Source organism: Streptomyces sp. A1136 (genome assembly GCF_004795055.1).
Classification (GTDB): Bacteria; Actinomycetota; Actinomycetes; order Streptomycetales; family Streptomycetaceae; genus Streptomyces.
Map to the genome: position 1 here is coordinate 167,357 of NZ_SSBJ01000009.1, position 23,606 is coordinate 190,962.

The 23,606-nt window shown below is 73.3% G+C and carries 16 protein-coding genes; 13 read left to right on the forward strand and 3 right to left on the reverse strand.

The window, feature by feature from the left end; translation table 11 throughout:
* Window positions 1–277 precede the first annotated feature (277 nt).
* The 7 genes from E6R62_RS11620 to E6R62_RS11650 all read left to right on the forward strand — a co-directional run bounded on the left by E6R62_RS11620 (window position 278) and on the right by E6R62_RS11650 (window position 14,560).
* Entirely contained in the window at window positions 278–1,984 is a 1,707-nt protein-coding gene (locus tag E6R62_RS11620; RefSeq protein WP_136213265.1) for a glycerol-3-phosphate dehydrogenase/oxidase, read from the forward strand.
* A 356-nt stretch (window positions 1,985–2,340) separates the two neighbouring features.
* On the forward strand, window positions 2,341–4,746 hold the full coding sequence (locus E6R62_RS11625; RefSeq protein ID WP_240801615.1) for a protein kinase: 2,406 nt from the start codon (window positions 2,341–2,343) through the stop codon (window positions 4,744–4,746).
* A 126-nt stretch (window positions 4,747–4,872) separates the two neighbouring features.
* Window positions 4,873–7,392, forward strand: coding sequence for a protein kinase (locus E6R62_RS11630; RefSeq protein ID WP_136213267.1), 2,520 nt, complete (start codon window positions 4,873–4,875; stop codon window positions 7,390–7,392).
* Between the two features lie 124 nt (window positions 7,393–7,516).
* Window positions 7,517–9,148: a serine/threonine-protein kinase gene (locus E6R62_RS11635; protein WP_136213268.1), complete on the forward strand. Its 1,632-nt coding sequence runs from the start codon at window positions 7,517–7,519 to the stop codon at window positions 9,146–9,148.
* A 103-nt stretch (window positions 9,149–9,251) separates the two neighbouring features.
* Window positions 9,252–10,883 (forward strand): succinic semialdehyde dehydrogenase, encoded by a 1,632-nt coding sequence (locus E6R62_RS11640; RefSeq protein ID WP_136213269.1) that lies wholly within the window; start codon window positions 9,252–9,254, stop codon window positions 10,881–10,883.
* A gap of 24 nt (window positions 10,884–10,907) precedes the next feature.
* Window positions 10,908–12,734 (forward strand): GMC oxidoreductase, encoded by a 1,827-nt coding sequence (locus E6R62_RS11645; RefSeq protein WP_136213270.1) that lies wholly within the window; start codon window positions 10,908–10,910, stop codon window positions 12,732–12,734.
* Between the two features lie 188 nt (window positions 12,735–12,922).
* The gene (locus E6R62_RS11650; protein WP_136213271.1) at window positions 12,923–14,560 is read left to right on the forward strand and encodes a peptidase; all 1,638 of its coding nucleotides are present in this window, start codon (window positions 12,923–12,925) and stop codon (window positions 14,558–14,560) included.
* A gap of 280 nt (window positions 14,561–14,840) precedes the next feature.
* Here the strand turns inward: E6R62_RS11650 and E6R62_RS11655 are convergent, their stop codons facing one another.
* Window positions 14,841–15,143: a chorismate mutase gene (locus tag E6R62_RS11655; RefSeq protein ID WP_136213272.1), complete on the reverse strand. Its 303-nt coding sequence runs from the start codon at window positions 15,141–15,143 to the stop codon at window positions 14,841–14,843.
* A gap of 368 nt (window positions 15,144–15,511) precedes the next feature.
* Between E6R62_RS11655 and guaA the strand changes: the two genes are divergently transcribed.
* From guaA to E6R62_RS11675, 4 genes are all read left to right on the forward strand, one after another.
* Window positions 15,512–17,098 (forward strand): glutamine-hydrolyzing GMP synthase, encoded by a 1,587-nt coding sequence (gene guaA / locus E6R62_RS11660; protein WP_136213273.1) that lies wholly within the window; start codon window positions 15,512–15,514, stop codon window positions 17,096–17,098.
* A 136-nt stretch (window positions 17,099–17,234) separates the two neighbouring features.
* On the forward strand, window positions 17,235–18,098 hold the full coding sequence (locus E6R62_RS11665) for a class II aldolase/adducin family protein (protein WP_136213274.1): 864 nt from the start codon (window positions 17,235–17,237) through the stop codon (window positions 18,096–18,098).
* 96 nt (window positions 18,099–18,194) lie between these two features.
* Complete coding sequence (locus E6R62_RS11670) at window positions 18,195–19,460, forward strand: hypothetical protein (RefSeq protein ID WP_136213275.1); 1,266 nt, start codon at window positions 18,195–18,197, stop codon at window positions 19,458–19,460.
* Between the two features lie 72 nt (window positions 19,461–19,532).
* A complete protein-coding gene (locus tag E6R62_RS11675) occupies window positions 19,533–19,997 on the forward strand; it encodes a DoxX family protein (protein ID WP_136213313.1) in 465 nt (154 codons plus the stop codon).
* Here the strand turns inward: E6R62_RS11675 and E6R62_RS11680 are convergent.
* On the reverse strand, window positions 19,943–20,167 hold the full coding sequence (locus tag E6R62_RS11680; RefSeq protein ID WP_168714024.1) for a hypothetical protein: 225 nt from the start codon (window positions 20,165–20,167) through the stop codon (window positions 19,943–19,945). The genes E6R62_RS11675 and E6R62_RS11680 overlap by 55 nt on opposite strands.
* A complete protein-coding gene (locus E6R62_RS11685; RefSeq protein WP_240801616.1) occupies window positions 20,154–21,458 on the reverse strand; it encodes a PspC domain-containing protein in 1,305 nt (434 codons plus the stop codon). Before E6R62_RS11685 ends, E6R62_RS11680 begins: the two co-directional genes overlap by 14 nt.
* A 131-nt stretch (window positions 21,459–21,589) precedes the next feature.
* Between E6R62_RS11685 and E6R62_RS11690 the strand changes: the two genes are divergently transcribed.
* Together E6R62_RS11690 and E6R62_RS11695 are read left to right on the forward strand one after the other, a co-directional pair.
* A complete protein-coding gene (locus E6R62_RS11690; protein ID WP_136213278.1) occupies window positions 21,590–22,879 on the forward strand; it encodes an ATP-binding protein in 1,290 nt (429 codons plus the stop codon).
* Complete coding sequence (locus E6R62_RS11695) at window positions 22,876–23,565, forward strand: response regulator transcription factor (RefSeq protein ID WP_136213279.1); 690 nt, start codon at window positions 22,876–22,878, stop codon at window positions 23,563–23,565. The genes E6R62_RS11690 and E6R62_RS11695 overlap by 4 nt, the downstream gene beginning before the upstream one ends.
* Window positions 23,566–23,606 lie beyond the last annotated feature (41 nt).

Genomic DNA, 23,606 nt, shown 5'->3' on the forward strand with positions numbered 1-23,606 from the left:
AGCCGTCCCTTCCCTTCCCTTACATGAGCGGGCTGGGCGCGCAAGTCCGTGGATGATCCGGTCCGTGGATGATCGAAGCCGGCGCAATGTCAGACTAGGCATATATATGACAGAAATGTCGCATTCCGGGGGTTTGGCTACCGTTGTGTTGTCCACAGGCGGTGGCCGAGTCGGAACCGGCCGGTGAGAATCGAGAACGGGGATGTGTGCGGGTACGCCCGCGGCAGGCGGGTACGCCCGCATCGAGCGGGTTCGCCCGCACCAACGGGAGGCAGCCGTGAGGACAGCGACACTGGGACCGGCGCAGCGCGCCGAGGCACTCGCCGCAATGGCCGAACGCGAACTGGACGTGCTGGTGGTCGGCGCGGGGGTGGTCGGCGCCGGAACCGCGCTCGACGCCGTGACCAGGGGCCTGTCGACCGGGCTGGTGGAGGCCAGGGACTGGGCCGCCGGCACGTCGAGCAGGTCGAGCAAACTGATCCACGGCGGCCTCAGGTATCTGGAGATGCTCGACTTCGCGCTCGTGCGCGAGGCACTGAAGGAGCGTGGCCTGCTGCTGGGGCGGCTGGCCCCGCACCTGGTCAAGCCCGTCCCGTTCCTCTACCCGCTCCAGCACAAGGCCTGGGAGCGCTTCTACGCGGGCTCGGGCGTGGCCCTCTACGACGCGATGTCGGTGTCCAGCGGACACGGGCGGGGGCTGCCGACCCACCGGCACCTCTCGCGTAGCCACGCGCTGCGGGTCGCGCCGGCCCTGCGCAAGGACGCGCTGGTGGGGGCCCTGCAGTACTACGACGCCCAGATGGACGACGCCCGGTACGTGACGACCCTCGTCCGGACCGCCGCCGTGTACGGGGCGCACTGCGCCAACGGGGCGAGGGTCATCGGGTTCCTGCGCGAGGGCGAACGGGTGGTCGGCGCGCGGGTGCGGGACGTCGAGGGCGGCGGCGAGTACGAGATCCGCGCCAAGCAGATCGTCAACGCGACGGGGGTGTGGACGGACGACACCCAGGCGCTGATCGGGGAGCGCGGCCAGTTCCACGTCCGCGCCTCGAAGGGCATCCATCTGGTCGTACCGAAGGACCGGATCAACTCGTCCACCGGGCTGATCCTGCGGACCGAGAAGTCCGTGCTGTTCGTCATCCCGTGGGGGCGGCACTGGATCGTGGGGACCACCGACACCGACTGGGACCTCGACAAGGCGCATCCGGCGGCGTCGAGCGCCGACATCGACTACCTGCTGGAGCACGTGAACTCGGTGCTGGCGGTGCCGCTGACCCGGGACGACGTCGAGGGAGTGTACGCGGGCCTGCGGCCCCTGCTGGCGGGCGAGTCCGACGCGACGAGCAAGCTCTCGCGCGAACACACGGTCGCGCACCCGGTGCCCGGACTGGTGGTGGTCGCGGGCGGCAAGTACACGACGTACCGGGTCATGGCGAAGGACGCGGTGGACGAGGCCGTGCACGGGCTGGACCAGCGCGTGGCCGACTGCGTGACGGAGGACGTACCGCTGATGGGAGCGGAGGGGTACCGGGCGCTGTGGAACGCCCGGGCCCGGATCGCCGCGCGGACGGGCTTGCACGTGGTGCGGGTGGAGCACCTGTTGAACCGGTACGGCTCGCTGACGGAGGAGCTGCTCGACCTGATCGCGACCGACCCGGGTTTGGGGGAGCCGTTGTCGGGTGCGGACGACTATCTGCGGGCAGAAGTGGTGTACGCCGCCTCGCACGAGGGGGCGCGGCACCTGGACGACGTACTGACGCGGCGGACACGGATCTCGATCGAGACGTTCGACCGGGGGACGCGATCGGCGCGGGAGTGCGCGGAGTTGATGGCTCCGGTTCTGGGATGGGACAAGCAGCAGATCGAGAAGGAGGTCGAGCACTACGAGAAGAGGGTGGAGGCCGAGCGGGAATCGCAGCGTCAGCCTGACGACCAGACGGCGGACGCGGCGCGGCTCGGGGCGCCCGACATCGTTCCGTTGTAACTCCGGGATGCGGAGAGGGGAACCGCGGACCCGGGGCGTCCGTCCGTTGCGGAGTGAGCAACAATGAGGTTTCTGCCGGGGCGGTTTACCGTGCCCCCCGGCGGCTGCCGGGGCAGCCGGGGCAGGCTGCACGATCGCAGAGGGGACGCATGTCGAAGCCGGAACACACCGAATCGCCTGCCGGTGGCGTTGCCGCCGGGGACGCTGCCGCCGGGAATGCTGCCGTTGCGAATCGGGGTGCGGCCGAGGCGGGGTCCGATGCGAAGGCGGGTTCGGGCAAGGCCAAGCCCGTGAAGGCGGTCCCGGCTGCGCGCAGGCCCGCGGCGGAGGAGTCGGCCGCGGCGGAGGAGTCGCCCGTGGCGGATGCGGCTGACGGTGAGTCGGCGCACGTCGAGCCGGCGGACGACGCGCCGCGGGGTGCGAAGGCGGACTTGCGCAAGGCGGCCCCGGACGGGGCGCGTCCGGGCCGGGCCGCGTCCGATGACGCCGCGCCCGAGGACGCCGTTCCCGATGACGCCGTGCCCGGTGATGCCGTGGAAGCGAAGCCCGTGAAGGCGGTCGACGCCGAGTCGAAGAATGCCAAGGCGTCCCCGGACGAGGCCACGCCCGGGGACGCCGGTGTCGTGAAGCCGGTGTCGGGCCCGGCGGAGCCCGTGGAGGCCCCTGACGGTGGGCCGGCGGAGGCGGACGCGAAGTCGCGGCGTGCGAAGGCGGACCCGGGCAAGCAGGGTCGGGACGAGGCGCGGCCGGGCAAGGGCGTTCCCGGAAAGGCGATTGACGCCGAGTCCGCCCACGGCGCGGCGGACGCGGACGAGGCGAAGCGGGCGGGCAGGGACCGGGGCCGATTGCTGGCCGGGCGGTACCGGTTGGGCGCCGTGCTCGGCAAGGGCGGGATGGGGACCGTGTGGCGCGCCGAGGACGAGGTCCTCGGCCGGACGGTCGCCGTCAAGGAACTCCGCTTCGGCAACGGGGTCGACGAGGACGAAAAGCGCCGACTCATCACCCGTACCCTCCGCGAGGCCAAGGCCATCGCCCGTATCCGCAGTGGCGGCGCCGTCACCGTCTACGACGTCGTGGACGAGGACGCCCGGCCGTGGATCGTCATGGAGCTCATCGAGGGCCCCTCGCTGGCGGAGTTCATCCGCGAGCGCGGCGCCCTGACCCCCCGCCGGGCGGCCGAGGTGGGGCTCGCCGTGCTCGACGTGTTGAGCGCCGCCCACCGCCAGGGCATCCTGCACCGCGACGTGAAGCCGTCCAACGTGCTCATGGCCGACAACGGCCGCGTCGTCCTCACCGACTTCGGCATCGCCCAGGTCGAGGGGGACCCCTCCATCACCTCCACCGGCATGCTCGTCGGCGCCCCCTCCTACATCTCCCCCGAACGCGCGCGCGGCTACAAGCCCGGACCGCCCGCCGACATGTGGTCGCTCGGCGGTCTGCTGTACGCCTCGGTCGAGGGCGTGCCCCCCTACGACAAGGGCTCCGCGCTCGCCACCCTCACGGCCGTGATGACCGAACAGGTGGACCCGCCGAAGAACGCCGGGCCGCTCACCGAGGTGATCTACGGCCTGCTGGTCAAGGACCCCGCCCAGCGGCTCGACGAGGTGGGCGCGCGGGCCATGCTCACCGCCGTCATCGACGCCCCCGAGCCCGAGCCCGCCACGGAGGTGCTGCCCCCGGCGGTCGAGGAGACCCGGGCGATATCCCTGGCCGACGCCCAGGCGGCGGCGGACAAGGCGACGGCGGACAAGGCCGCCGCCGAGAAGGCGGAGAAGGCCGAGAAGGCGGCCAGGGCGGCGGAGGCCGCCGCGGCCAAGGCGGAGAAGAAGGAACGCGAGCGGCGCGAGCGGGAGCAGCGCGAACGGGCCCGCGCCGCGCTGAAGGCGGCCCGCAAGGCCGCCGCCGCCGAGGCGGCAGCGGCTTCGGCCGCCGAGGCCCCGCCCGCCCGGCCCGCGAAGATCGTGGCACCGCTGACCGATGTGATGGCGCCCCGCACCATAGCCCTGGCGATAGCCGGGCTGGTGGTCGTGCTCGCGCTGGTCGGCTCGCTGATCGCCTACGCCTTCAGTGACGACGACGCGACCGGCCACAAGAACGAGGGCAAGGGCGGCCCGCAGCCGTCCGCCTCCCGGACGCCGAGCCCCCGCGCGTCGGCGGGCGGTTCGACGGCCGTCACCCCGACGCCGACCCCGAGCACATCCCCGGGCGGCGCGGCGAGCAACCCGGCGACCGATCCCGGCCAGGGTCAGGGGCAGGGCCAGAGTCAGGGTCAGGGGGCCACGCCGGGCTCGCCGGGCGGCGCACTGCCCGCCGGCTACGCTCAGGTGACGGACCTGCGGTTCCACTTCTCCATGGCCATGCCCGAGGGGTTCCACCAGACCGGCACCGCCGGCCAGGACTCCGGTGGGATCTTCAGCCGCAACGGCGGACTCCCGAGCATCCAGGTCGACTTCACCAACAGTCCGGGCAAGGACGCCCGACTCGCCTGGGTCGCGCTGGCCCCGGCCGTCGCGGGCAGCAGCAACGGCTACCACCAGGTCCGGATCGACACCGTCGACTACCGCGGCTACCCGACCGTCGCCGACTGGGAGTTCGAACGCAATCAGCAGGGCACCCGGGTCCGGGTGCTCGACCGGGGCTTCAGGGCCGACGCCAAACACGGCTACGCCATCATGATCACCTGCCCCTCCGACCAGTGGGACGGCCCGGAGTGCACTCAGCTGCGCGACACGGCGTTCCAGACCTTCCAGATCCTGGGCTGACCGCCCGACGACCCCCGACGACCCCGACCGGGGGCGGGCCTCGCCAGGCCCGGGACGCGGGCGCCCCCGGCGACGTATCGTGTCCGCGGGGACCAAAGGGGACCCGGCGCACTCGGGGGAGGCGGAGTGGAGGACTACGCGGGGCGGATCCTGGCGGACCGCTACCGTCTGCCGCTGCCGCCGTCGGACGAGTACGAACTGGTCGAGACGCGCGCCTTCGACACGCGCAGCGGTCAGGAAGTCCTGGTACGGCAGGTGCCGTTGCCGGAGGTCGTGGACGCGGAACTGCTCGACGGTACGCGCGGGCCGGTGCCCGGGCGGCGCCCGGCCGGGGAACTTCCCGCGGTGCGCCGGGCGATCGCCGCCGCGCAGGCGGCGGCGTCGGTGCCGGACCATCCGAGGCTGGACCAGGTCTTCGACGTGTTCGCCGAGGGCGGGTCGCTGTGGATAGTGAGCGAACTGGTCCCGGCGAGGCCGCTGGCGGCGCTGATCGCCGATGAGCCGCTGAGCCCCTACCGGGCGGCGGAGGTGGCCTCCGACGTGCTGACCGCGCTGCGGGTGCTGCACGCCCACGGTTGGACCCACCGGAACATCACCGTCCGGACCGTGTTGATATGCGAGGACGGGCGGGTCGTCCTGACGGGCCTGGCGGCGGGCGCCGCCGAGGAGGCCCTGTGCGGGTACGACCCGGTGCCCGACGATTCCGACGGCGGCGCCGTCGCCGTCGGTGACGGTGGCGCCGCGGGCCGGGACACGGGGCACAGCGGGCCGCGCGGCGACGAGCCCTACCGCCCCGAGGTCGAGCCGTACGCGACCGGCCACGAGGCGGAGCCGTACGCGCCCGAGGCGGAGCCGTACGCGGCCGAGCCCGAGGCGGACCCCCACGCCCCCGAGGCCGAGCCGTACAGGCCCGTCTACGCACCGCTGGTCGCGCCCGGGTACGACACCGGGCCCCGGTACTCCGACCACATCCGACCGGACGGGGACCCCGAGGGCCTGTCGCAGGACGGCCCCGACCGGCAGGCCGCCGCCCGCGCCGGGACGATCGCCGCCTACCGGGCCGGGGCGCGGGCCGCCGCCGCCCGGGTCGTCGAGGAGCGCCGGGCCGCCGGCGCCGCTTCGCCGGAGCCACTGCCGCAAGCCCGGCCCGAAGCGCTGCCCGCGGGTTCGAACGGGGGCTCCAACCTGCCGCAGGGCTACGCGTACCCGTACGGCGGTCCGGACGACGCGGCCGGCGCGCCCTGGCACGGCGCCACCCCGCGCCGCCGCCCCGACCCGGGATCCGAGCGCGCGCCCGAGCCGCAGGCGGGGCCCGTCGAACTGCCCCCGGTCCGACCCGCCCTGCCCGCGCAACTCGCCCTGCCCCAGGGTTACCACCAGGCCGAGGACGCGGAAACGGCGCCGGTGCCCACCGCGCCCGAGCCCGCCGCAGCGCCCGTGCCCGCCGCCGGCTGGGCCGGCGGCCCGCGCACCGGCCTCGACGCCGAACGGGCGCGGCAGACCCGGATGGCCGTCGTCGGCGCCGTCACCGAACGGTGGGCGCCCGAACAGGCCGGTCCCGTGCACGGTCACTGGCAACTGGCCCCGCCCGTCGGCCCCGCCACCGACCTGTGGGCGCTCGGCGCACTGCTGTACCGCGCCGTCCAGGGGCACGCCCCGTACCCCGAGGACAGCGTCGCCGAACTGGTCGAGATGGTGTGCGCGGAGCCGCCCGCCTTCGCCGAGGAGTGCGGACCGCTGCGTCCGATCGTGGAGTCACTGCTGCGCCAGGACCCCACGGAGCGGCCCGACTTCGAGGAACTGCGCGGCTGGCTGCGGTCCCTGATCCGCTCCGCGCCCGAGCCGGACGCCGGTTTCGGGATGCCGCCGATGCCCGAACCGGACCCGGCGCGGCTGCCCGTCGTCCGCAGACGCGGTGACGTGCACGGCCGCCACCGCAGCGCCGTCACCGCCCGCGCCCCGCGCTCCCTGGGGCGGACCCTGCTGGTCGCGATCCTCGCGGTCCTCGCCGCGGCGGTGGCGTACGCGCTGCTGTTCATGCCCCGCTCCGCCGATCCCGGGACGACGGAGCCCCCGCGGGCCGCCCCGGGCGCGCCCACGACGCCCGTGCCGAGCCAGACCCCGCCCAAGGCGGGTGCCGGGACGCCGTCGGGCAGCCCCGAGTCCAAGCCGGCCCCACAGACCACGGCCCCCGCGCCGCCCGGTTACACGACGCAGCAGGACCCGGAGCACTTCGAGATCGCCGTACCCCAGGGCTGGGAGCGACGCGGGATCAACGAGGCGGGTCAGGTCCGTTACACCGACGGCCAGTTCACCCTGACCGTCGTGCCGGGCCGGGACAAGGTGGAGGGCGGCCCCGACCCGGCGACATACCAGAAGGACAAGGAGCCGGAACTGTCCCCGTACCGCTCCTCCACCTGGGCGAGCGGCGGTGACGTGAAGACGACGAAGGTGGGCAACCAGTTGCGGGCCACCGGCCGGTACACGTGGATCGATTCCGCCGGCCGGTCCGTCGTCGCGCGCAACTTCGTCGTCGCGCTCGGAGGCAGCTACCACGTCCTGCTGGTGACGGGTCCGCAGGACGAGGAGGGCAAGGTGACCGAGGTCTTCGACAAGGCCACGGCCAGTTACCGAACCGGGGGTTGACGGCGGAATGACTGACAGTCAGTACGGCGATTCCGTCACAGTGCTGTCTCACCGCCCCCGCGCGGTGCGAGCATCGCCCGGGGCTCCGTAATCTGGCCCGAAGTGCACAGAGTGGCGGGGTTCAGTGGAACAGCAGACAGGCGCGGGCGCGGTGCTCGCGAGCCGGTACCGGCTCGTCGAGCCGATCGGCAGCGGCGGCATGGGCAAGGTGTGGCGCGCGCACGACGAGTTGCTGCACCGGACGGTCGCCGTCAAGGAACTGACGGCGGGTCTGTACGTGGCGCAGGCGGACCGGGACGTCCTGCACGCCCGGACGCAGAAGGAGGCCCGGGCCGCCGCCCGGATCCAGCATCCGGCGGTGGTCACCGTCCACGACGTACTGGAGCACGACGACCGGCCCTGGATCGTCATGGAGTACATCGACGGTCCCTCGTTGGCCGAGGCCGCCAAGGCGGCGGGCCGGATCGAGCCCCGTGAGGCGGCCAGGATCGGACTGCACGTCCTGGGCGCCCTGCGCGCGGCGCACGCGGTCGGCGTCCTGCACCGGGACGTCAAGCCGGGCAACGTACTGCTCGCCAAGGACGGCAGGGTCCTGCTCACCGACTTCGGCATCGCGGCGATCGAGGGCGACACCTCGATCACGCGCACCGGCGAACTGGTCGGCTCCATCGACTACCTGGCGCCCGAGCGGGTCACGGGAGGGGCGCCCGACCCGGCCTCCGACCTGTGGTCGCTGGGCGCCACCCTGTATACGGCCGTGGAGGCCCGTTCGCCCTTCCGCCGTACCTCGCCGATCTCCAGCCTCCAGGCCGTGGTCAACGACGAGCCGCCCGCGCCGCGCCAGTCCGGTGCGCTGGGCCCCGTCATCACCGCCCTGCTGCGCAAGGACCCAGCCGAGCGGCCGTCGGCGCAGGAGGCCGAGCGGATGCTGCTGGAGGCGATGGAGGGTCGGGAGCCGAGGTCGGCCCAGGCCTACGTGCCCACGCGCGCGGTGACCCCCGACGAGCTGGCCCCCGCGCAGGAGGCCCGGCCGGACCGCGCCGACGGGTCGGCGCCCGAGGCGCGGACGGCGCACCTCGCCGAACAGCCGCCGCCCGGTCCGGGTACCCCGCCCGGCAATCCGGTGCCGGGCCGTGTCCGGCGCGCCGCGATCGTCGCCCTGGTGGCGGCGCTGATCGGCGGCGGCGGGGTCTTCGGCGTCCTCAAGCTCACGCAGGACACCGACGAGGGCGCCGGCTCCGACAAGACCGCGAGCGCGCCGGACGGGAAGCAGGACGACGACAACGATGCCGTCGCCCCGCCGTCCGGTTGGAAGAAGGTCGTCGACCCGGCCGGTTTCTCGCTCTTCGTCCCGAACGACTGGTCGCGCCGGATGGACGGCGACCAGATCGACTACACGCCGGACGGCGGCCGGCACTTCATCCGGATCGCCGTCGACAAGACCCCGGACTACGAGAACCCGTACACGCACCTGCTCGACCTGGAGAAGCAGTTGCGCGAGCGGACCGACTACAAGCGCCACGACCTGCACGGGAACACCTTCCGGGACACCACCCGGGCGGCCCTGTGGGACTTCAGCTGGACCGAGAAGGGCGCGCAGGCCGGACCGCGCAGGGCCATCGAGCAGATGTACGTCACGCCCGAGAACGCCGAGTACGCGGTGTACATGTCGGGGCCGGCGTCCGACTGGGCGACGACCCGGCAGCAGTTCGACACGGTGCTCAGCGGCTGGCAGCCCGCCCCCAAGGCGGGCTGAACCGGCGCCGGCCGGTCATCCTGCCAGCGGACACTGGCAGAAATGGCAAAATCCGGTTACCGACGGGTACCCAAAGCCTCCGGGGCGGCATACGCTCACCGCCATGACGGACTCGCAGGCCCCCGCCGCCCCCCTCCGCTCCGCACCCCGGCCCACCAACCCCGTGGCCGCCGCCCCGGCCGGTGCCCGCACCGCGGCCGAGGTGGTGACCCCCGACCTGGTCGCCCGGCTGACCCGCGGGGTGATCGGCTCCGGTCGCACCGCCAACCACTCGCCCTTCACCGGGGCCAAGCTGGCGGACCTGCCCGAAGCCACCCCCGAGGACGTGGCGACGGCCTTCGACCGGGCGAGGGCCGCCCAGGGCGCCTGGGCGGCCGTCCCCGTACGGCGGCGCGCGGCCGTCCTGCTCCGCTTCCACGACCTCGTCCTGGAACGGCAGGCCGAGGTGCTCGACCTCATCCAGCTGGAGACCGGCAAGGCCCGCCTGCACGCCCACGAGGAGGTCCAGGCCGTCGCCGTCGGCGCCCGCCACTACGGCCGCAAGGCCGCGTCCTACCTGCGGCCCAAGGGCCACACCGGGGCGATGCCCACGCTGACCAAGGTCACCGAGCTGCGCCAGCCGCGCGGCGTCGTCGGTCAGATCGCCCCCTGGAACTATCCCCTCGAACTGTCCGTCGGCGACGCGCTGCCCGCCTTCGTCGCGGGCAACGCCCTCGTCATGAAGCCCGACACGGAGACCGCGCTCACCGCGCTGTGGGCCCGTGACCTGCTGATCGAGGCGGGCCTGCCGGCCGAGGTGTTCCAGATCGTTCTCGGCGAGGGCCCCGTGGTCGGCCCCGAGGTGGTCCGCCACGCCGACTACGTCTCCTTCACCGGCTCCACCCGTACCGGCCGCGAGGTCGCCCAAGGCGCGGCGGCCCGTCTCGTCGGTGTCAGCCTGGAGCTCGGCGGCAAGAACGCCATGCTCGTCCTGCACGACGCCGACGTGGAGAAGGCCGCCGCCGGCGCCGTCCGCGCCTGCTTCTCCTCCGCGGGCCAGCTGTGCATCTCCATCGAGCGGATCTACGTCCACGCCTCCGTCGCCGACGCGTTCGTCGAGCGTTTCGCCGCCCGCACGAAGGCGATGCGGCTCGGCAACTCCCTCGCGTACGGCGCCGACATGGGCTCGCTCGTCGGCGAACGCCAACTGGAGACCGTGCGACGACACGTGGACGAGGCCGTCGCCAAGGGCGCCACACTCGTCGCGGGCGGGGTGGCCCGCCCCGACATCGGCCCGCTCTTCTACGAGCCGACCATCCTCGACGGCGTGGACGCCCCGATGGCGGTGTGCGGGGAGGAGACCTTCGGCCCCGTCGTCTGCGTCTACCGGTTCACCGACGAGGACGAGGCCGTCGCCCTGGCCAACGCGACCCCGTACGGGCTCAACTCCAGCGTCTGGACCAAGGACGCCCGCCGCGGCCACGCCGTCGCCGCCCGCCTGCGCACCGGCACCGTCAACATCAACGAGGGCTACGCGCCGGCGTACGGCAGCGCCCAGTCGCCCATGGGCGGAATGAAGGAATCCGGCCTCGGCCGCCGCCACGGCTCCGAGGGCATCCTCAAGTACACCGAGGCGCAGACCGTCGCCCACCAGCGGCTGCTGCCGATGGCTCCCTCGCTGGGCATGGACGACGAGAAGTACGCCGCGTTCATGACCCGCAGCCTCAAGATCATGAAGGCTCTCCACCTGCGCTAGCAGCACCGACCGGGAGGCACGGCAGTGTCGTACGACCACGACAGCGACCACGACAGCGAATACGACTACGACGTCATCGTCATCGGATCGGGCTTCGGGGGGTCGGTCTCGGCACTGCGCCTCACCGAGAAGGGTTACCGCGTCGGCGTCCTGGAGGCCGGGCGCCGCTTCACCCGCGAGGAGCTGCCCCGCACGAGCTGGGACCTGCGCAACTACCTGTGGGCCCCGGCGCTCGGGCTGTACGGCATCCAGCGCATCCACCTGCTCGGCAACGTGATGGTGCTCGCGGGCGCCGGGGTGGGCGGCGGTTCCCTCAACTACGCCAACACCCTGTACGTGCCGCCCACCGCCTTCTTCGAGGACCGGCAGTGGGCGTCGATCACCGACTGGCGCGCGGAACTCGCCCCGTACTACGACCAGGCCAAGCGGATGCTCGGCGTACGGCTCAACCCGACGATGACCCCCTCCGACGTCCACCTCAAGGCCGTCGCAGAGAAGATGGGCGTCGGGGACTCCTTCCACATGGCCCCGGTCGGCGTCTTCTTCGGCGACGGCGCGGACGCCGGGGGCAGCGGCAGCGGCAGGGTCCGGCCCGGTGAGGAGGCGCCCGACCCCTACTTCGGCGGCGCCGGCCCCGCCCGCAGGGCCTGCACCGAATGCGGCGAGTGCATGACCGGCTGCCGCCACGGCGCCAAGAACACGCTCACCGAGAACTACCTCCACCTCGCGGAACGCGCGGGCGCCGTCATCCACCCCATGACCACCGTCACCGCGCTCTCCGAACACCCCGACGGCGGCCACCGCGTACGCACCGTCCCCACCGACCGGCGCCGCGGGAGCGGCAAGGGCGAAGCCAAGGTCCTGCGCGCCCGGTACGTGGTCGTCGCGGCGGGCACGTACGGCACCCAGACCCTGCTGCACGCCATGAAGGACCGCGGCGAACTGCCCGGGATCTCGGACCGGCTCGGCGATCTGACCCGGACCAACTCCGAAGGCCTGGTCGGCGCCCAGACCGACGACCGCCGCTACCGCAGGCGCCACGGCGCCGCCGCCCGGGCCGACTTCACCAAGGGAGTCGCGATCACCTCGTCCGTGCACCCCAACGCGGACACCCACATCGAGCCCGTCCGGTACGGCAAGGGCTCCAACGCCATGGGGTTCCTGACCATCCTCCAGGTGCCCCACCACACGCACCGGGTACGGGCCTGGTTCGCGCGGACCGCCACCCACCCCGTGCAACTGCTGCGCTCGCTCTCCAACCGGCGCTGGTCGGAGCGGACCATCATCGGCCTGGTCATGCAGTCCCTGGACAACTCCCTCACCACCTACCGCAAGCCCGCCGGCCTCGGCAAGGGGCTGTTGACGGCCCGCCAGGGCCACGGCGCCCCCAACCCGGTGCAGATCGCGGAGGCCACCGAGGCCGCGACCCTGCTGGCCGAGGAGATCAACGGCTTCCCCGGCAGCAACGTCGGCGAACTGATGGGCACCCCGCTGACCGCGCACTTCCTCGGCGGCTGCCCGATCGGCGCGTCCCGCGAGGAAGGCGTCGTCGACCCCTACCACCGGCTGTACGGCCATCCGGGCATCTCGGTGGTCGATGGGGCGGCGGTCTCCGCGAACCTCGGCGTCAATCCGTCGCTGACGATCACGGCGCAGGCGGAGCGGGCGATGTCGTACTGGCCCAACAAGGGCGAGCCGGACCCGCGGCCCGCGCAAGGCGCCGGATACGTCCGTCTCGCCGCGGTGGAACCGGTCGCCCCGACCGTCCCGAAGGAGGCGTTCGGCGCGCTGAGGCTGCCGTTCCTCGCGGTGCCCGAGATTCCCGCGAGGCAAGCGGAATCAGGGAACTGACGGTACGGGGGGCCCGTACGTGGGCGGCGGGCACCGCGCTCCCCCTCCGAGCGCGGTGCCCGCCTTACACACATGAGTGACCGGTGGCCGACGCAGAAGGTTGTAGCGGAATCCCCACACGGGGGCTGTGGCGTCCATCACACGGTGGAGCGGGCAACTGCGTCGCGCGTTCGGGGGTCAAGGGGGACATGAGAAAGCGCATCTCCCTGCTGGCCGCGTGCGGCCTGGTGGCCCTGGGCACGGCCACCGTCCCCGCGAACGCCGCGGAACCCGTCTTTCCCCTCATCGGCCCCGCCGCCCTCGACCTCCCGCTGCCCGTGGAAGGCGGCTCCGCCAGGGAGCAGCGGCTGAGCATCGGCCTCGACGGGCCCGCCACCCCCGGCGCTTCCTTCACGGGCTTGTTCAGGGTCGACCTGAGCAAGGTCGCCGGCGTCGCGACCGTCCGCGAGCACACCGGCGGCCCCTCGCACCAGTGCGTCGAGAAGGACGGCGCGCTGGAGTGCGCCTACGTCGGCCTGCCCGTCGACCTCGAACTGGACGTGGCCGCCGCCAAGGGCGCCGCGAACGGCGCGACCGGCGAGATCACTGTGACGGGCAAGGTCCCCGGCGCCACCGTCACCGCGCTCACCACCAAGGTCAGCGTCGGCGGCCCCGACCTGGTGATGCGGGAGATGAGCCTCAAGAAGGACCTCACGCCGGGCGAGACCCAGCCGATGCCGCTGGTGTTCGCCAACGCGGGCACGCAGGCCGCACACGGCGTCGTGCTGGAGCTGGGCACCACGCGCGGCATGGAGCTCGTCGAGACGTACGACAACTGCCGCACCCGCGCCGCCGGCGACCTGACCACGGTGCTCTGCTCCGTCGAGGGCGACTTCGTCCCCGGCGCGGTCTACGAGCTGGCCGGCGACAGCCCGCTGCACATCGAGGCCACCCGGCACGCCTACGACGACACGCTGGTCTACGGCATCCACCCGGCCGGTGACGAGCCGAAGGCAACGTCGTGGAGCAGCAGGGCGACGACCGGCCGGAAGCTGACCGCGACCCCCGTCAAGAGCGCGCCGGCCGCGCCCGCGCTGCGCGCGACGGACCTGAACCCCGGCGACAACCGGCGCGAGTTCGTCTTCCACACCCGGAACACCGCCGACTTCGCGACGAGTCCGGTGTCCCTCAAGGGCAAGAAGGGCGACACCCTCACCACCGCTTTCACCTTCGAGAACAAGGGTCCGGCCTGGATCCGCGCCGCGCGCCCGGCCGACTCGGCGGCCCGCACGGTCGTCGTGGTCCCCGAGGGCGCGAAGGTCACCCGCAAGCCGCAGGAGTGCCTCGCCGTCGACACGGACGGCACCAAGCGCGTCGAGCAGCTCGGTGCGCCGCGCTACGAGTGCGCGCTCGGCAACCGGATCGGCGAGAACGAGAAGGTGGTCTACCCCTTCGACCTGAAGGTGGAGAAGGTGGTGGAGGACGCCAAGGGCTCCGTCACCGTCGGCGACTGGGGCGCGAGCGCGCCGCGCCCGCACGCCTTCGACCCGAACGCGGCCAACAACACCGCGGCCGTCGTCATCAACGCCAAGGGCGGCACGGGCACGGGCCCGACCCCCGGCCCGTCGACGAGCGGCAGCCCCTCCCCGTCCCCGTCCGTGAGCGCGTCGGCGAGCGCCTCGCCCACCGCGAGTGCCTCCGGCGCCGGTACGGGCACGACCGCGCAGGGCGGCAACCTGGCGTCCACCGGCAGCACGGTCGGTCCGCTGGCGATCGGCGCCGCGGCGTTGGTCGCGGCGGGCGGCGCGCTGTACGTGGCGGTCCGCCGGCGGGGCGCGCGCGCCTAGCGCTTCGCGCACGACGGAACGGCCGGCCCCGGGGCGTCCCCCGGGGCCGGCCGTTCCTCTGGGTGACCGGGCCGCTGTCCCCTGCCGTCCGGTCACGCGCGGGAGCGGGGTCCCACGACGCACACCCGTCGGGCGGTACGTCTCATCGCTCCCGCGCAGTCACACGTGGTGGTACCGGCCCGCGCCTGGCCGGCGCGGACACCGGCATCAACGACGGCCCGGCGGCGCCGGTCACACTCCGGACGGGTGACGAACAGCCGCCCGCCGGGGCCCAACGGCCTCACACCCGGCCGCGGCACAGCTCCAGCAGGGTCATGGCGAGGGCCGTGCCGGGCTTGCCGAGGGCATCGCCCCAATGGGAGAGCACCTCCATCTCGCGGGACAGGTGCACCCGGCGGCCACCGGAGCCGATCCGGGCCTCCTGGATGACCGTCGAGACGGCCATCCGCTCCTGGATCAGACCGATGATCCGGTCGTCGATGGCGTCGATGCGCTCGCGGGAGTCGGCGATCAGCCGCTCGGGGGTGGTGATCACGGCGCCGGTCGTGGTGCTGCCGGTCGTGGTGGTGGTCATCGTGCTCATGGCGGTTCTCCTGTGGGTCGTGCCGTCAGGAGCGGAAACGCAGGAGCGCCCCGGTCCTGTCGGACCGGGGCGCTCTGGGAAGTCAGCGGCTCAAGCGAGCATCACGATGACCCATGGCGACCGGACCGGCCGGTGCCATAGGTAAAGAGGAAGCTCAGCTGCTTGCGCATGGAAGGGATTATCGCCATCCGTCCCGTTCGGGGCCAAACCCGCCCGGATGGTGAGACGGGCAGGTCCCGCCCTCCGGTGAGCGGGGCGTCGCCCTCCGTCACGGACGCCGGTCCTCGGAAGGTACGACAAAGCAGGGGGTGCCGCCGCCGTTAGAATCGACAAAACAGCCACCTTTTCTCCGCCGGAAGGCCGCCCCCGTGCCAGAAGCACCCTCCGCCGCCCACGACAGCGCCCCGGACACGGTTCTCGTCGTCGACTTCGGCGCACAGTACGCCCAGCTCATCGCCCGCCGCGTCCGCGAGGCACGGGTCTACAGCGAGATCGTGCCCAGCACCATGCCCGTGGCCGAGATGCTGGCCAAGGACCCCAAGGCGATCATCCTGTCCGGCGGCCCGTCCTCCGTCTACGAAGAGGGCGCCCCGCAGCTCGACCGCGCGATCTTCGAGGCCGGGGTCCCCGTCTTCGGCATGTGCTACGGCTTCCAGCTGATGGCGACCACCCTCGGCGGGCAGGTCGACAACACCGGCGCCCGCGAGTACGGCCGCACCCCGCTCGCCGTCTCCAAGGCCGGCTCCACCCTCTTCGAGGGCACCCCCGAGAACCAGTCGGTGTGGATGTCGCACGGCGACGCCTGCTCCGCCGCCCCCGAGGGCTTCTCCGTCACCGCCTCGACCGACGTGGTGCCCGTCGCCGCGTTCGAGAACGACGAGAAGAAGCTGTACGGCGTGCAGTACCACCCCGAGGTCATGCACTCCACGCACGGCCAGCTGGTGCTGGAGCACTTCCTCTACCGCGGCGCGGGCCTCAAGCCGACCTGGACCACCGGCAACATCGTCGAGGAGCAGGTCGCCGCCATCCGCGAGCAGGTCGGCGACAAGCGCGCGATCTGCGGCCTCTCCGGTGGCGTGGACTCCGCCGTCGCCGCCGCCCTCGTCCAGAAGGCCATCGGCTCGCAGCTGACCTGCGTGTACGTCGACCACGGCCTGATGCGCAAGGGCGAGACCGAGCAGGTCGAGAAGGACTTCGTCGCCGCGACCGGCGTCCAGCTGAAGGTCGTCGACGCGCAGGAGCGCTTCCTGAACGCGCTCGCGGGCGTCTCCGACCCCGAGACCAAGCGGAAGATCATCGGCCGCGAGTTCATCCGCGTCTTCGAGCAGGCCCAGGCGGAGATCATCGCCGAGGGCGGCGCGGACGTGGCCTTCCTGGTCCAGGGCACCCTGTACCCGGACGTCGTCGAGTCCGGCGGCGGCACCGGCACCGCCAACATCAAGTCGCACCACAACGTGGGCGGCCTCCCCGACGACATCGAGTTCGAGCTCGTCGAGCCGCTGCGCCAGCTGTTCAAGGACGAGGTCCGGATGGTCGGCCAGGAGCTCGGCCTGCCGGACGAGATCGTCCACCGCCAGCCCTTCCCGGGCCCCGGCCTCGGCATCCGCATCGTCGGCGAGGTCACCAAGGAGCGCCTGGACCTGCTGCGCGAGGCCGACGCCATCGCCCGCGAGGAGCTCACCGCCGCCGGCCTGGACCGGGAGATCTGGCAGTGCCCGGTCGTCCTGCTCGCGGACGTGCGCAGCGTGGGCGTCCAGGGTGACGGCCGCACCTACGGCCACCCGATCGTGCTGCGTCCCGTCTCGTCCGAGGACGCGATGACCGCGGACTGGACGCGCATGCCGTACGAGGTGCTCGCCCGGATCTCGACCCGCATCACCAACGAGGTGGCGGACGTGAACCGCGTCGTCCTGGACTGCACCAGCAAGCCGCCGGGCACCATCGAGTGGGAGTGATCCCCACCCGCTCCGACGAAGCCGCCGCCCCCACCGGGAGCGGCGGCTTCGTCGCGTGTATGGCCTCTTGGGGAGCCCGCCGGTACCTTGCGCCGCGACCGGAGCCGGTACCCCGCGCCGCGACCGAAGGAGGGCCATGGCCGAACGACCCGTGCCCGAACCCGCGCCCGACCCGGTGTCCGCCCTCGCGTCGGGGCCCGAACCCGTGCCCGCCGAGCGGCTGTGCTTCGAGCTGCCGCCCGTGCACGCGGACCCGGCGCAGGAGCGCGCCCACCGCCGGGAACGGCTCGCCGGGACGCTGCGGCTGTTCGCGCGGCTCGGCTACGAGGACGGGGTCGGCGGGCACCTCACCGCCCGCGACCCCGAGTTCGAGGACGGCTACTGGGTGAACCCCTTCGGCCGGGCCTTCGCCTCCCTGACCGCCGCCGACCTGCTGCTGGTCGACGGGGACGGACGGGTGCTCCAGGGGTCCCGGCGGGTCAACCAGCTGGCCTTCGCCGTGCACGCCGCGGTACACCGGGCGCGCCCCGAGGCGGTGGCGGTGGTGCGCGTGCAGGCCCCCTACGGCAGGGCGCTGGCCGCGCTCGGCGAGCTGCTGGCCCCGGTCTCCCGCGAGGCCTGCGTGTTCTACCGGGATCACGCCCTCCTCGACGAGTACGCGGAGCCGCAGGACCCCCGGCGGATCGCCCGCGCGCTCGGCCCGTACAAGGCGCTGGTCCTGCGCAACGACGGGCTGTTGACGGTCGGCGGCTCGGTGGACGCGGCGGCCTGGTGGTTCATCGCCGCCGAGCGGGCGGCGCGGGTCCAACTGATCGCCCGGGCGGCCGGGAAACCGGTGCCCGTGGATCACCGCGCCGCGGTTGCGACGCGGGAGCGGTTCGGGACGGACCTGGCCGCCTGGGTGAGCTACCAGCCGCTGTGGCAGACGGTGGCGCGGGGACCCCGGTCACAGGGCGGGGAGGGCGGCCGGACGGGTGACGTCAACATCATGAACGGTTAATCACCTGCTCTGACATCGTGCGCAATCCGGAGCAGTGCCGCAGTGGTGCACAATTCGCTGGCATCGCACCGGAGTTTCAGAGAGGCGGGCACGCACGTGGCTGTCCAAGAGATCCCCCGAAGTACCCACGGCGGCACCTGCACCTGCGACGACTGCCCGCACGGCGCACGGGAGGGCCACCGCCGCGCGGTGGCCGCGTTCCTGGAGAAGCGGGAGGAGTTCGCCGCCGGGCAGGGCCTGCCCGCCGCGGTGGCCCGCTCCGCCGGCGCGTCGCGGCAGTGGGTCTCCGACGAGCTGACCCTGTCCGCGCGCACCGTCGCCGACCGGGGCCGCGAGGCCGGCCACTCATGGCTGTACCTGCTCTCCCGACGGGCCGTCCTCACCCTGTGGATCGCCGCCGGGGTGCTGCTGGTGGTCCAGATCGGCACCGCCCTCGGCACCGGCTGGTCCACCACCCGCACCGCCGGACTGCTGGCCGCGCTGATGCTGGCCGGGCTGCTGACCGTCGCCGCCCGGGCGCAGTCGCTGCGCGGCGGGCTGCTGGCCCCACTGGTCGGCGAGGACAACCGGCTGTCCACATCCAAGGCGGTGCCCGTCGCCTGGCTGGTACTGACCGCCTTCGCCGCGCTGCTGCCGGCGCTGCGCCTGGCCGCCTCATCGCCCGGACCGGAACGCCAGGCCCTGTACGCGGGGCTGGCGCTGGGGCGGGCGCTTCCGCTGCTGGCGGTGCTCGCCCTGACCTCGGGCGTCGCGGTGCTGGTGCGCCGGGTGGTCTCCGTACGGATCATGGGCCAGAGGCTGCAGAAGCTGCCCGCGGACCACCCCAGTGGGGCGGACCTGCTCACCGACGACGCCGGGCGGGGCAGTTTCCCCGACGCCCAGTACGTGCTGGTCTCCACGGTGGTGCTGGCCTTCGCGGCGGTGTCGCTGGCCCGCTTCCCCGACCGGCTGCCGCGACTGCCGTGGGCGCTGACCCTGCTGGTCGCGCTGTCGGCGGCGGTGTACCTCGCGGCGAAATACGCGGAGGGCAGCCGGCCGCTGGTGCTGTCGGTGGTGCGCAGACGGGAGCCCGGGGACCTGGACGCCGCCGTCCGCCCCGGCGACGACATCGAGATCCGGGGCGTCGGGTTCGTGCCGCCCGGGGCGCAGACGCCGGAGATGCTGGCCCGTCTGGTGGTGCGGATCGGGGCCGTGCACGTCCACGTGCCGCTGGTGCCGGTGGCGGGCGGCTTCACCAACCCGTCGGACACCGCGCTGACGGTGCCCGTGCCCGCGGAAGTGGAACCGGGCCGGGTCGAGATCCAGGTCGTCACCGCCGCGGGGGTGGAATCCAACCGCTGCGCCGTCGACGTGGCCGAATGAAGCGGGTACACAGGGGGAGTGAACCGAACTGATGTCTCTGCGGCCGACGTCCCTCCCGAGGCCGGTGCCGGCCTGCGGGATCGCACCGCCCGGTACGCGCTCCTCCCGCTGAGGATCTTCCTCGGCGTCACCTTCGTCTACGCGGGTCTGGACAAGCTGACCGACTCCGCGTTCCTGTCCGCCTCCGGCCCCGGTTCCATCGGCGAGCTGATGCACGGCGTACGGGACACCTCGGCGGTTCCCGCCCTGGTCGACCTGGCCCTCAAGGCCCCCGTCGGCTTCGCCGTGGCCCTCGCGGTCGGTGAACTGCTCGTCGGTCTCGGCGTCCTCGCCGGGCTGCTGACCCGGATCGCGGCCACCGGCGGCGCGCTGATCTCGCTCAGCCTGTGGCTCACGGTCTCCTGGGCCGTCTCCCCGTACTACTACGGCAACGACCTGGCCTACCTGATGGCCTGGCTCCCGCTGATCCTCGCCGGGGCGCCCTACCTGTCGCTGGACGGGCTGCTGCGCTCGCGCCGGTCCCGGCGTACGGCGTAGGTCACCAGCCCCGCCAGCGCCGCGAGGGCGAAACCGCCGATCGTCAGCGGGACCACGGCGTACCACGGCGCGTCCGTCTCACCGGTCGCGTCGAGCAGGTAGAGGACACCGCCCGCCAGCAGGACCAGGCCGGCGATCAGCCGTCCCGGCAGGAACTCATGACGCCGCACGGGCCACCTCCACCTGTCCCACACCCGCGTCCAGGTGCAGCTCGATCGTCCCGCCGGCCTCGGTGCCGGCGGCCGGCGGCAGGGTCACCCGCCGCGTTTCGCCACCGCTCTCGATCCGCACGTCCCGGCTCGTCTCGCCCGGCATCCGGATGTCCCCCACCCGGATCGAGACGTCGGTCCGCGCGGTGACCTCGCGGGGCACGACCACCTTGAGCCGGCCCGCCTCGATCGACGCCCGGACGGTCAGGGTGCTGCCCTTCGTGACGTCCAGCCGGCTCAGGTCCAAGGTGGCGAGCCCCGTCCCCGAGGAGTACCGCGGCCGTACGTCGGTAACCGCCGCCGGCCGCCACAGCACGTCGTGCCAGTCCGTGCCGACGTCACGGGGCAGTACCGCCGCCCCCGCCAGCAGCCCGGCCGTGAGCAGGGACAGCAGGATCGTGCCGAAGCCGGTGCGGCCCTTGACGGAGCTGACGGCGAGGCCCAGCCCGAAGACCACCAGCGCGGCGGCCAGACCGACCTGGAGGGCGTGCGAGAGGGTGCTTCCCCGCCACACCGACGCACAGGCGCTGCCGCCCACCAGCAGGGCCAGGACGAACACCCTGCCGCCGATCCCGCCCGAGGGCGCCGCCTTGGCGGCGGGCGCCGGGGCCACCGGGGTCGGGCCGCTCGGGCCGGCGCCGTCGTCCGGCCCCCACAGATAGCCCGTCGACCCGACGGGGCCGGTGGTGCCGTCCTTGACCAGCGGGTCCCGCCACCACGAAGGGCTGCCGGGCACGGGCGGCGCCTGCGTCTCCGGCGGCGGCACCGGCCGGTGCGCGGCGCTGCGCGGAGCCTCGGGCGAAGCCGGCTCCGGCGGGGCAGAGGCGCGGTGCCGCCGGGACCAGTACGCGGCCCCGCCGAGCGCCAGGACGACCAGGATGGAGAAGACGCCCAGGCCGCCGTTGTCCAGCATCGACAGGAACAGCGCGCAGCCCACCAGCGCCGCGAACAGCGCCGCCAGGGTCGCCCCCTCCACCCGGCCCGTGAGCAGCTTCTTCGCCTCGGAGTCCTCCTCGCCCTCCGCCGGGAGCAACAGCCAGGCGAACCCGTAGAAGATCAGGCCGACGCCCCCGGTGACCGCGAGGACGCCGAGGACGATGCGGAAGACCACCGGGTCCAGGTCGAAATACCGGCCGAGACCGCCGCACACGCCCGCGAGGACCTTGTCGCGCTTGCTGCGGCGCAGCGCCGGGCGGCCCTCCGGGGCGGGGGCCCCGGAAGCTGCCGGCGGGGAGTCGTGCACTTCGGTCATGCGTCCATGGTGACGGGCCGTCCGGGCCCGTGACATCCGGCCCGACCCTGGGACAACCCTGATATCCCCCGCATCGAACTGGGGGAACGCCCTGATGACCCCGGGCCGCCGGGCGTGTGACCATCGGTGACATGCCCGTAGCCGCCGTCCCCCGCCTCCCCAACGCGCCGAAGGACCCCGAGGACGCCCCGCACCGCAAGCTCTACCGCAGCGCCGACGGCCGGATGCTCGGCGGCGTCGCACGCGGACTCGCCGGGCACCTCGGGCTGCCCGTGATCTGGGTCCGGCTCGTGTTCCTCGCCATGTTCATGTGGGGCGACGGTCTCGGCGTGCTGCTGTACGCCGCGTTCTGGGTGTTCGTACCGCTCGGCGTGGGCGGCCGCACCGGCCACCGCTCCTACTTCGAGACCCTGGCGGACGGCACCCGGCGGCTGCGCAAACCGGACAAGGGGCAGATCACCGCCCTGATCGCGCTGTGCGTCGGCGCCGCCATCTACTTCTCCCAGCTCCGGGTCGGCGGCTCCAACGGCCGCTACGTCTGGCCCACCCTGCTGGTCGGCGCCGGCGTCGTCCTGGTGTGGCGGCAGGCCGACAACGCCCGGCGCGCCCACTGGAGCGCCGCCGCCGGACGCCAAAGGCGTCTGCTCCAAGTCGGCCGGGCGCTCGCCGGGGTCGTGCTGGTCGGGGTCGGCCTGACCGTCTTCATCGTCGTACGGGGCTCCGCCGCCCAGCTGGGCAACGTCCTCACGGCCACGCTCGCCGTCCTCGTCGGCGTCGCCCTGCTCGCCGGCCCCTGGCTGATCCGGCTGACCCAGGACCTCTCCGAGGAGCGCCTGATGCGCATCCGGGCCCAGGAACGGGCCGAAGTCGCCGCGCACGTCCACGACTCGGTGCTGCACACCCTGACCCTGATCCAGCGCAACGCAGAGGACGTGGGGGAGGTGCGCCGCCTCGCGCGCGCCCAGGAACGCGAGCTGCGGAACTGGCTGTACAAGCCCGAGGGGACCGGCAAGGACGAGGCCGAGGAACCCACCACCCTCGCGGAGGCCGTGAAGAAGACCGCCGCCGACGTGGAGGACCACCACGGCGTGCCCATCGAGGTCGTCGTCGTCGGCGACTGCCCCCTCGACGAGAAGCTGGCCGCCCAGATCCAGGCCGCGCGCGAGGCGATGGTCAACGCCGCCAAGTACGGTGGCGACGGCGGGCCCGTACAGGTCTACGCGGAAGTCGAGGGCCGCACGGTGTTCGTGTCCGTCCGCGACCGCGGACCGGGCTTCGACATCGACGCGGTACCGGACGACCGCATGGGCGTACGAGAATCGATCATCGGCCGGATGCGGCGCAACGGCGGGACCGCGCGGCTGCGGTCCGCGCCCGACGGCGGCACGGAAGTCGAGCTGGAGATGGAGAGGGCGGCATGACCGAGGACAGTGGGGCGCGGCAGAGCAGGAACGTCCGGGTGGTGCTCGTCGACGACCACCGGATGTTCCGCACCGGCGTACAGGCCGAGATCGGCGACACCGCCCGGACCGGGGTGGAGGTCGTCGGCGAGGCGGCCGACGTGGACCAGGCCGTCACCGTCATCACCGCGACCCGCCCCGAGGTGGTCCTCCTCGACGTGCACCTGCCCGGCGGCGGCGGGGTGGAGGTGCTGCGGCGCTGCGCCCCGCTGATGGCGGCGGCCGAGAACCCGGTCCGCTTCCTCGCCCTGTCGGTGTCGGACGCCGCCGAGGACGTCATCGGCGTCATCCGGGGTGGCGCCCGCGGTTACGTCACCAAGACCATCACCGGCGGCGACCTCGTCGACTCCGTGTTCCGGGTGCAGGACGGCGACGCGGTGTTCTCCCCCCGGCTGGCGGGATTCGTGCTCGACGCGTTCGCCTCGACGGACGCGCCGCCGGTTGACGAGGACCTGGACCGGCTCACCCAGCGCGAGCGCGAGGTGCTGCGGCTGATCGCGCGCGGCTACGCCTACAAGGAGATCGCCAAGCAGCTGTTCATCTCCGTCAAGACGGTCGAGTCGCACGTCTCCGCCGTCCTGCGCAAGCTCCAGCTCTCCAACCGGCACGAGCTGACCCGCTGGGCGACGGCCCGCCGCCTGGTGTGACGGGCTCCCCGCCGCACCGGCTGTGATCAACGACGCACCGG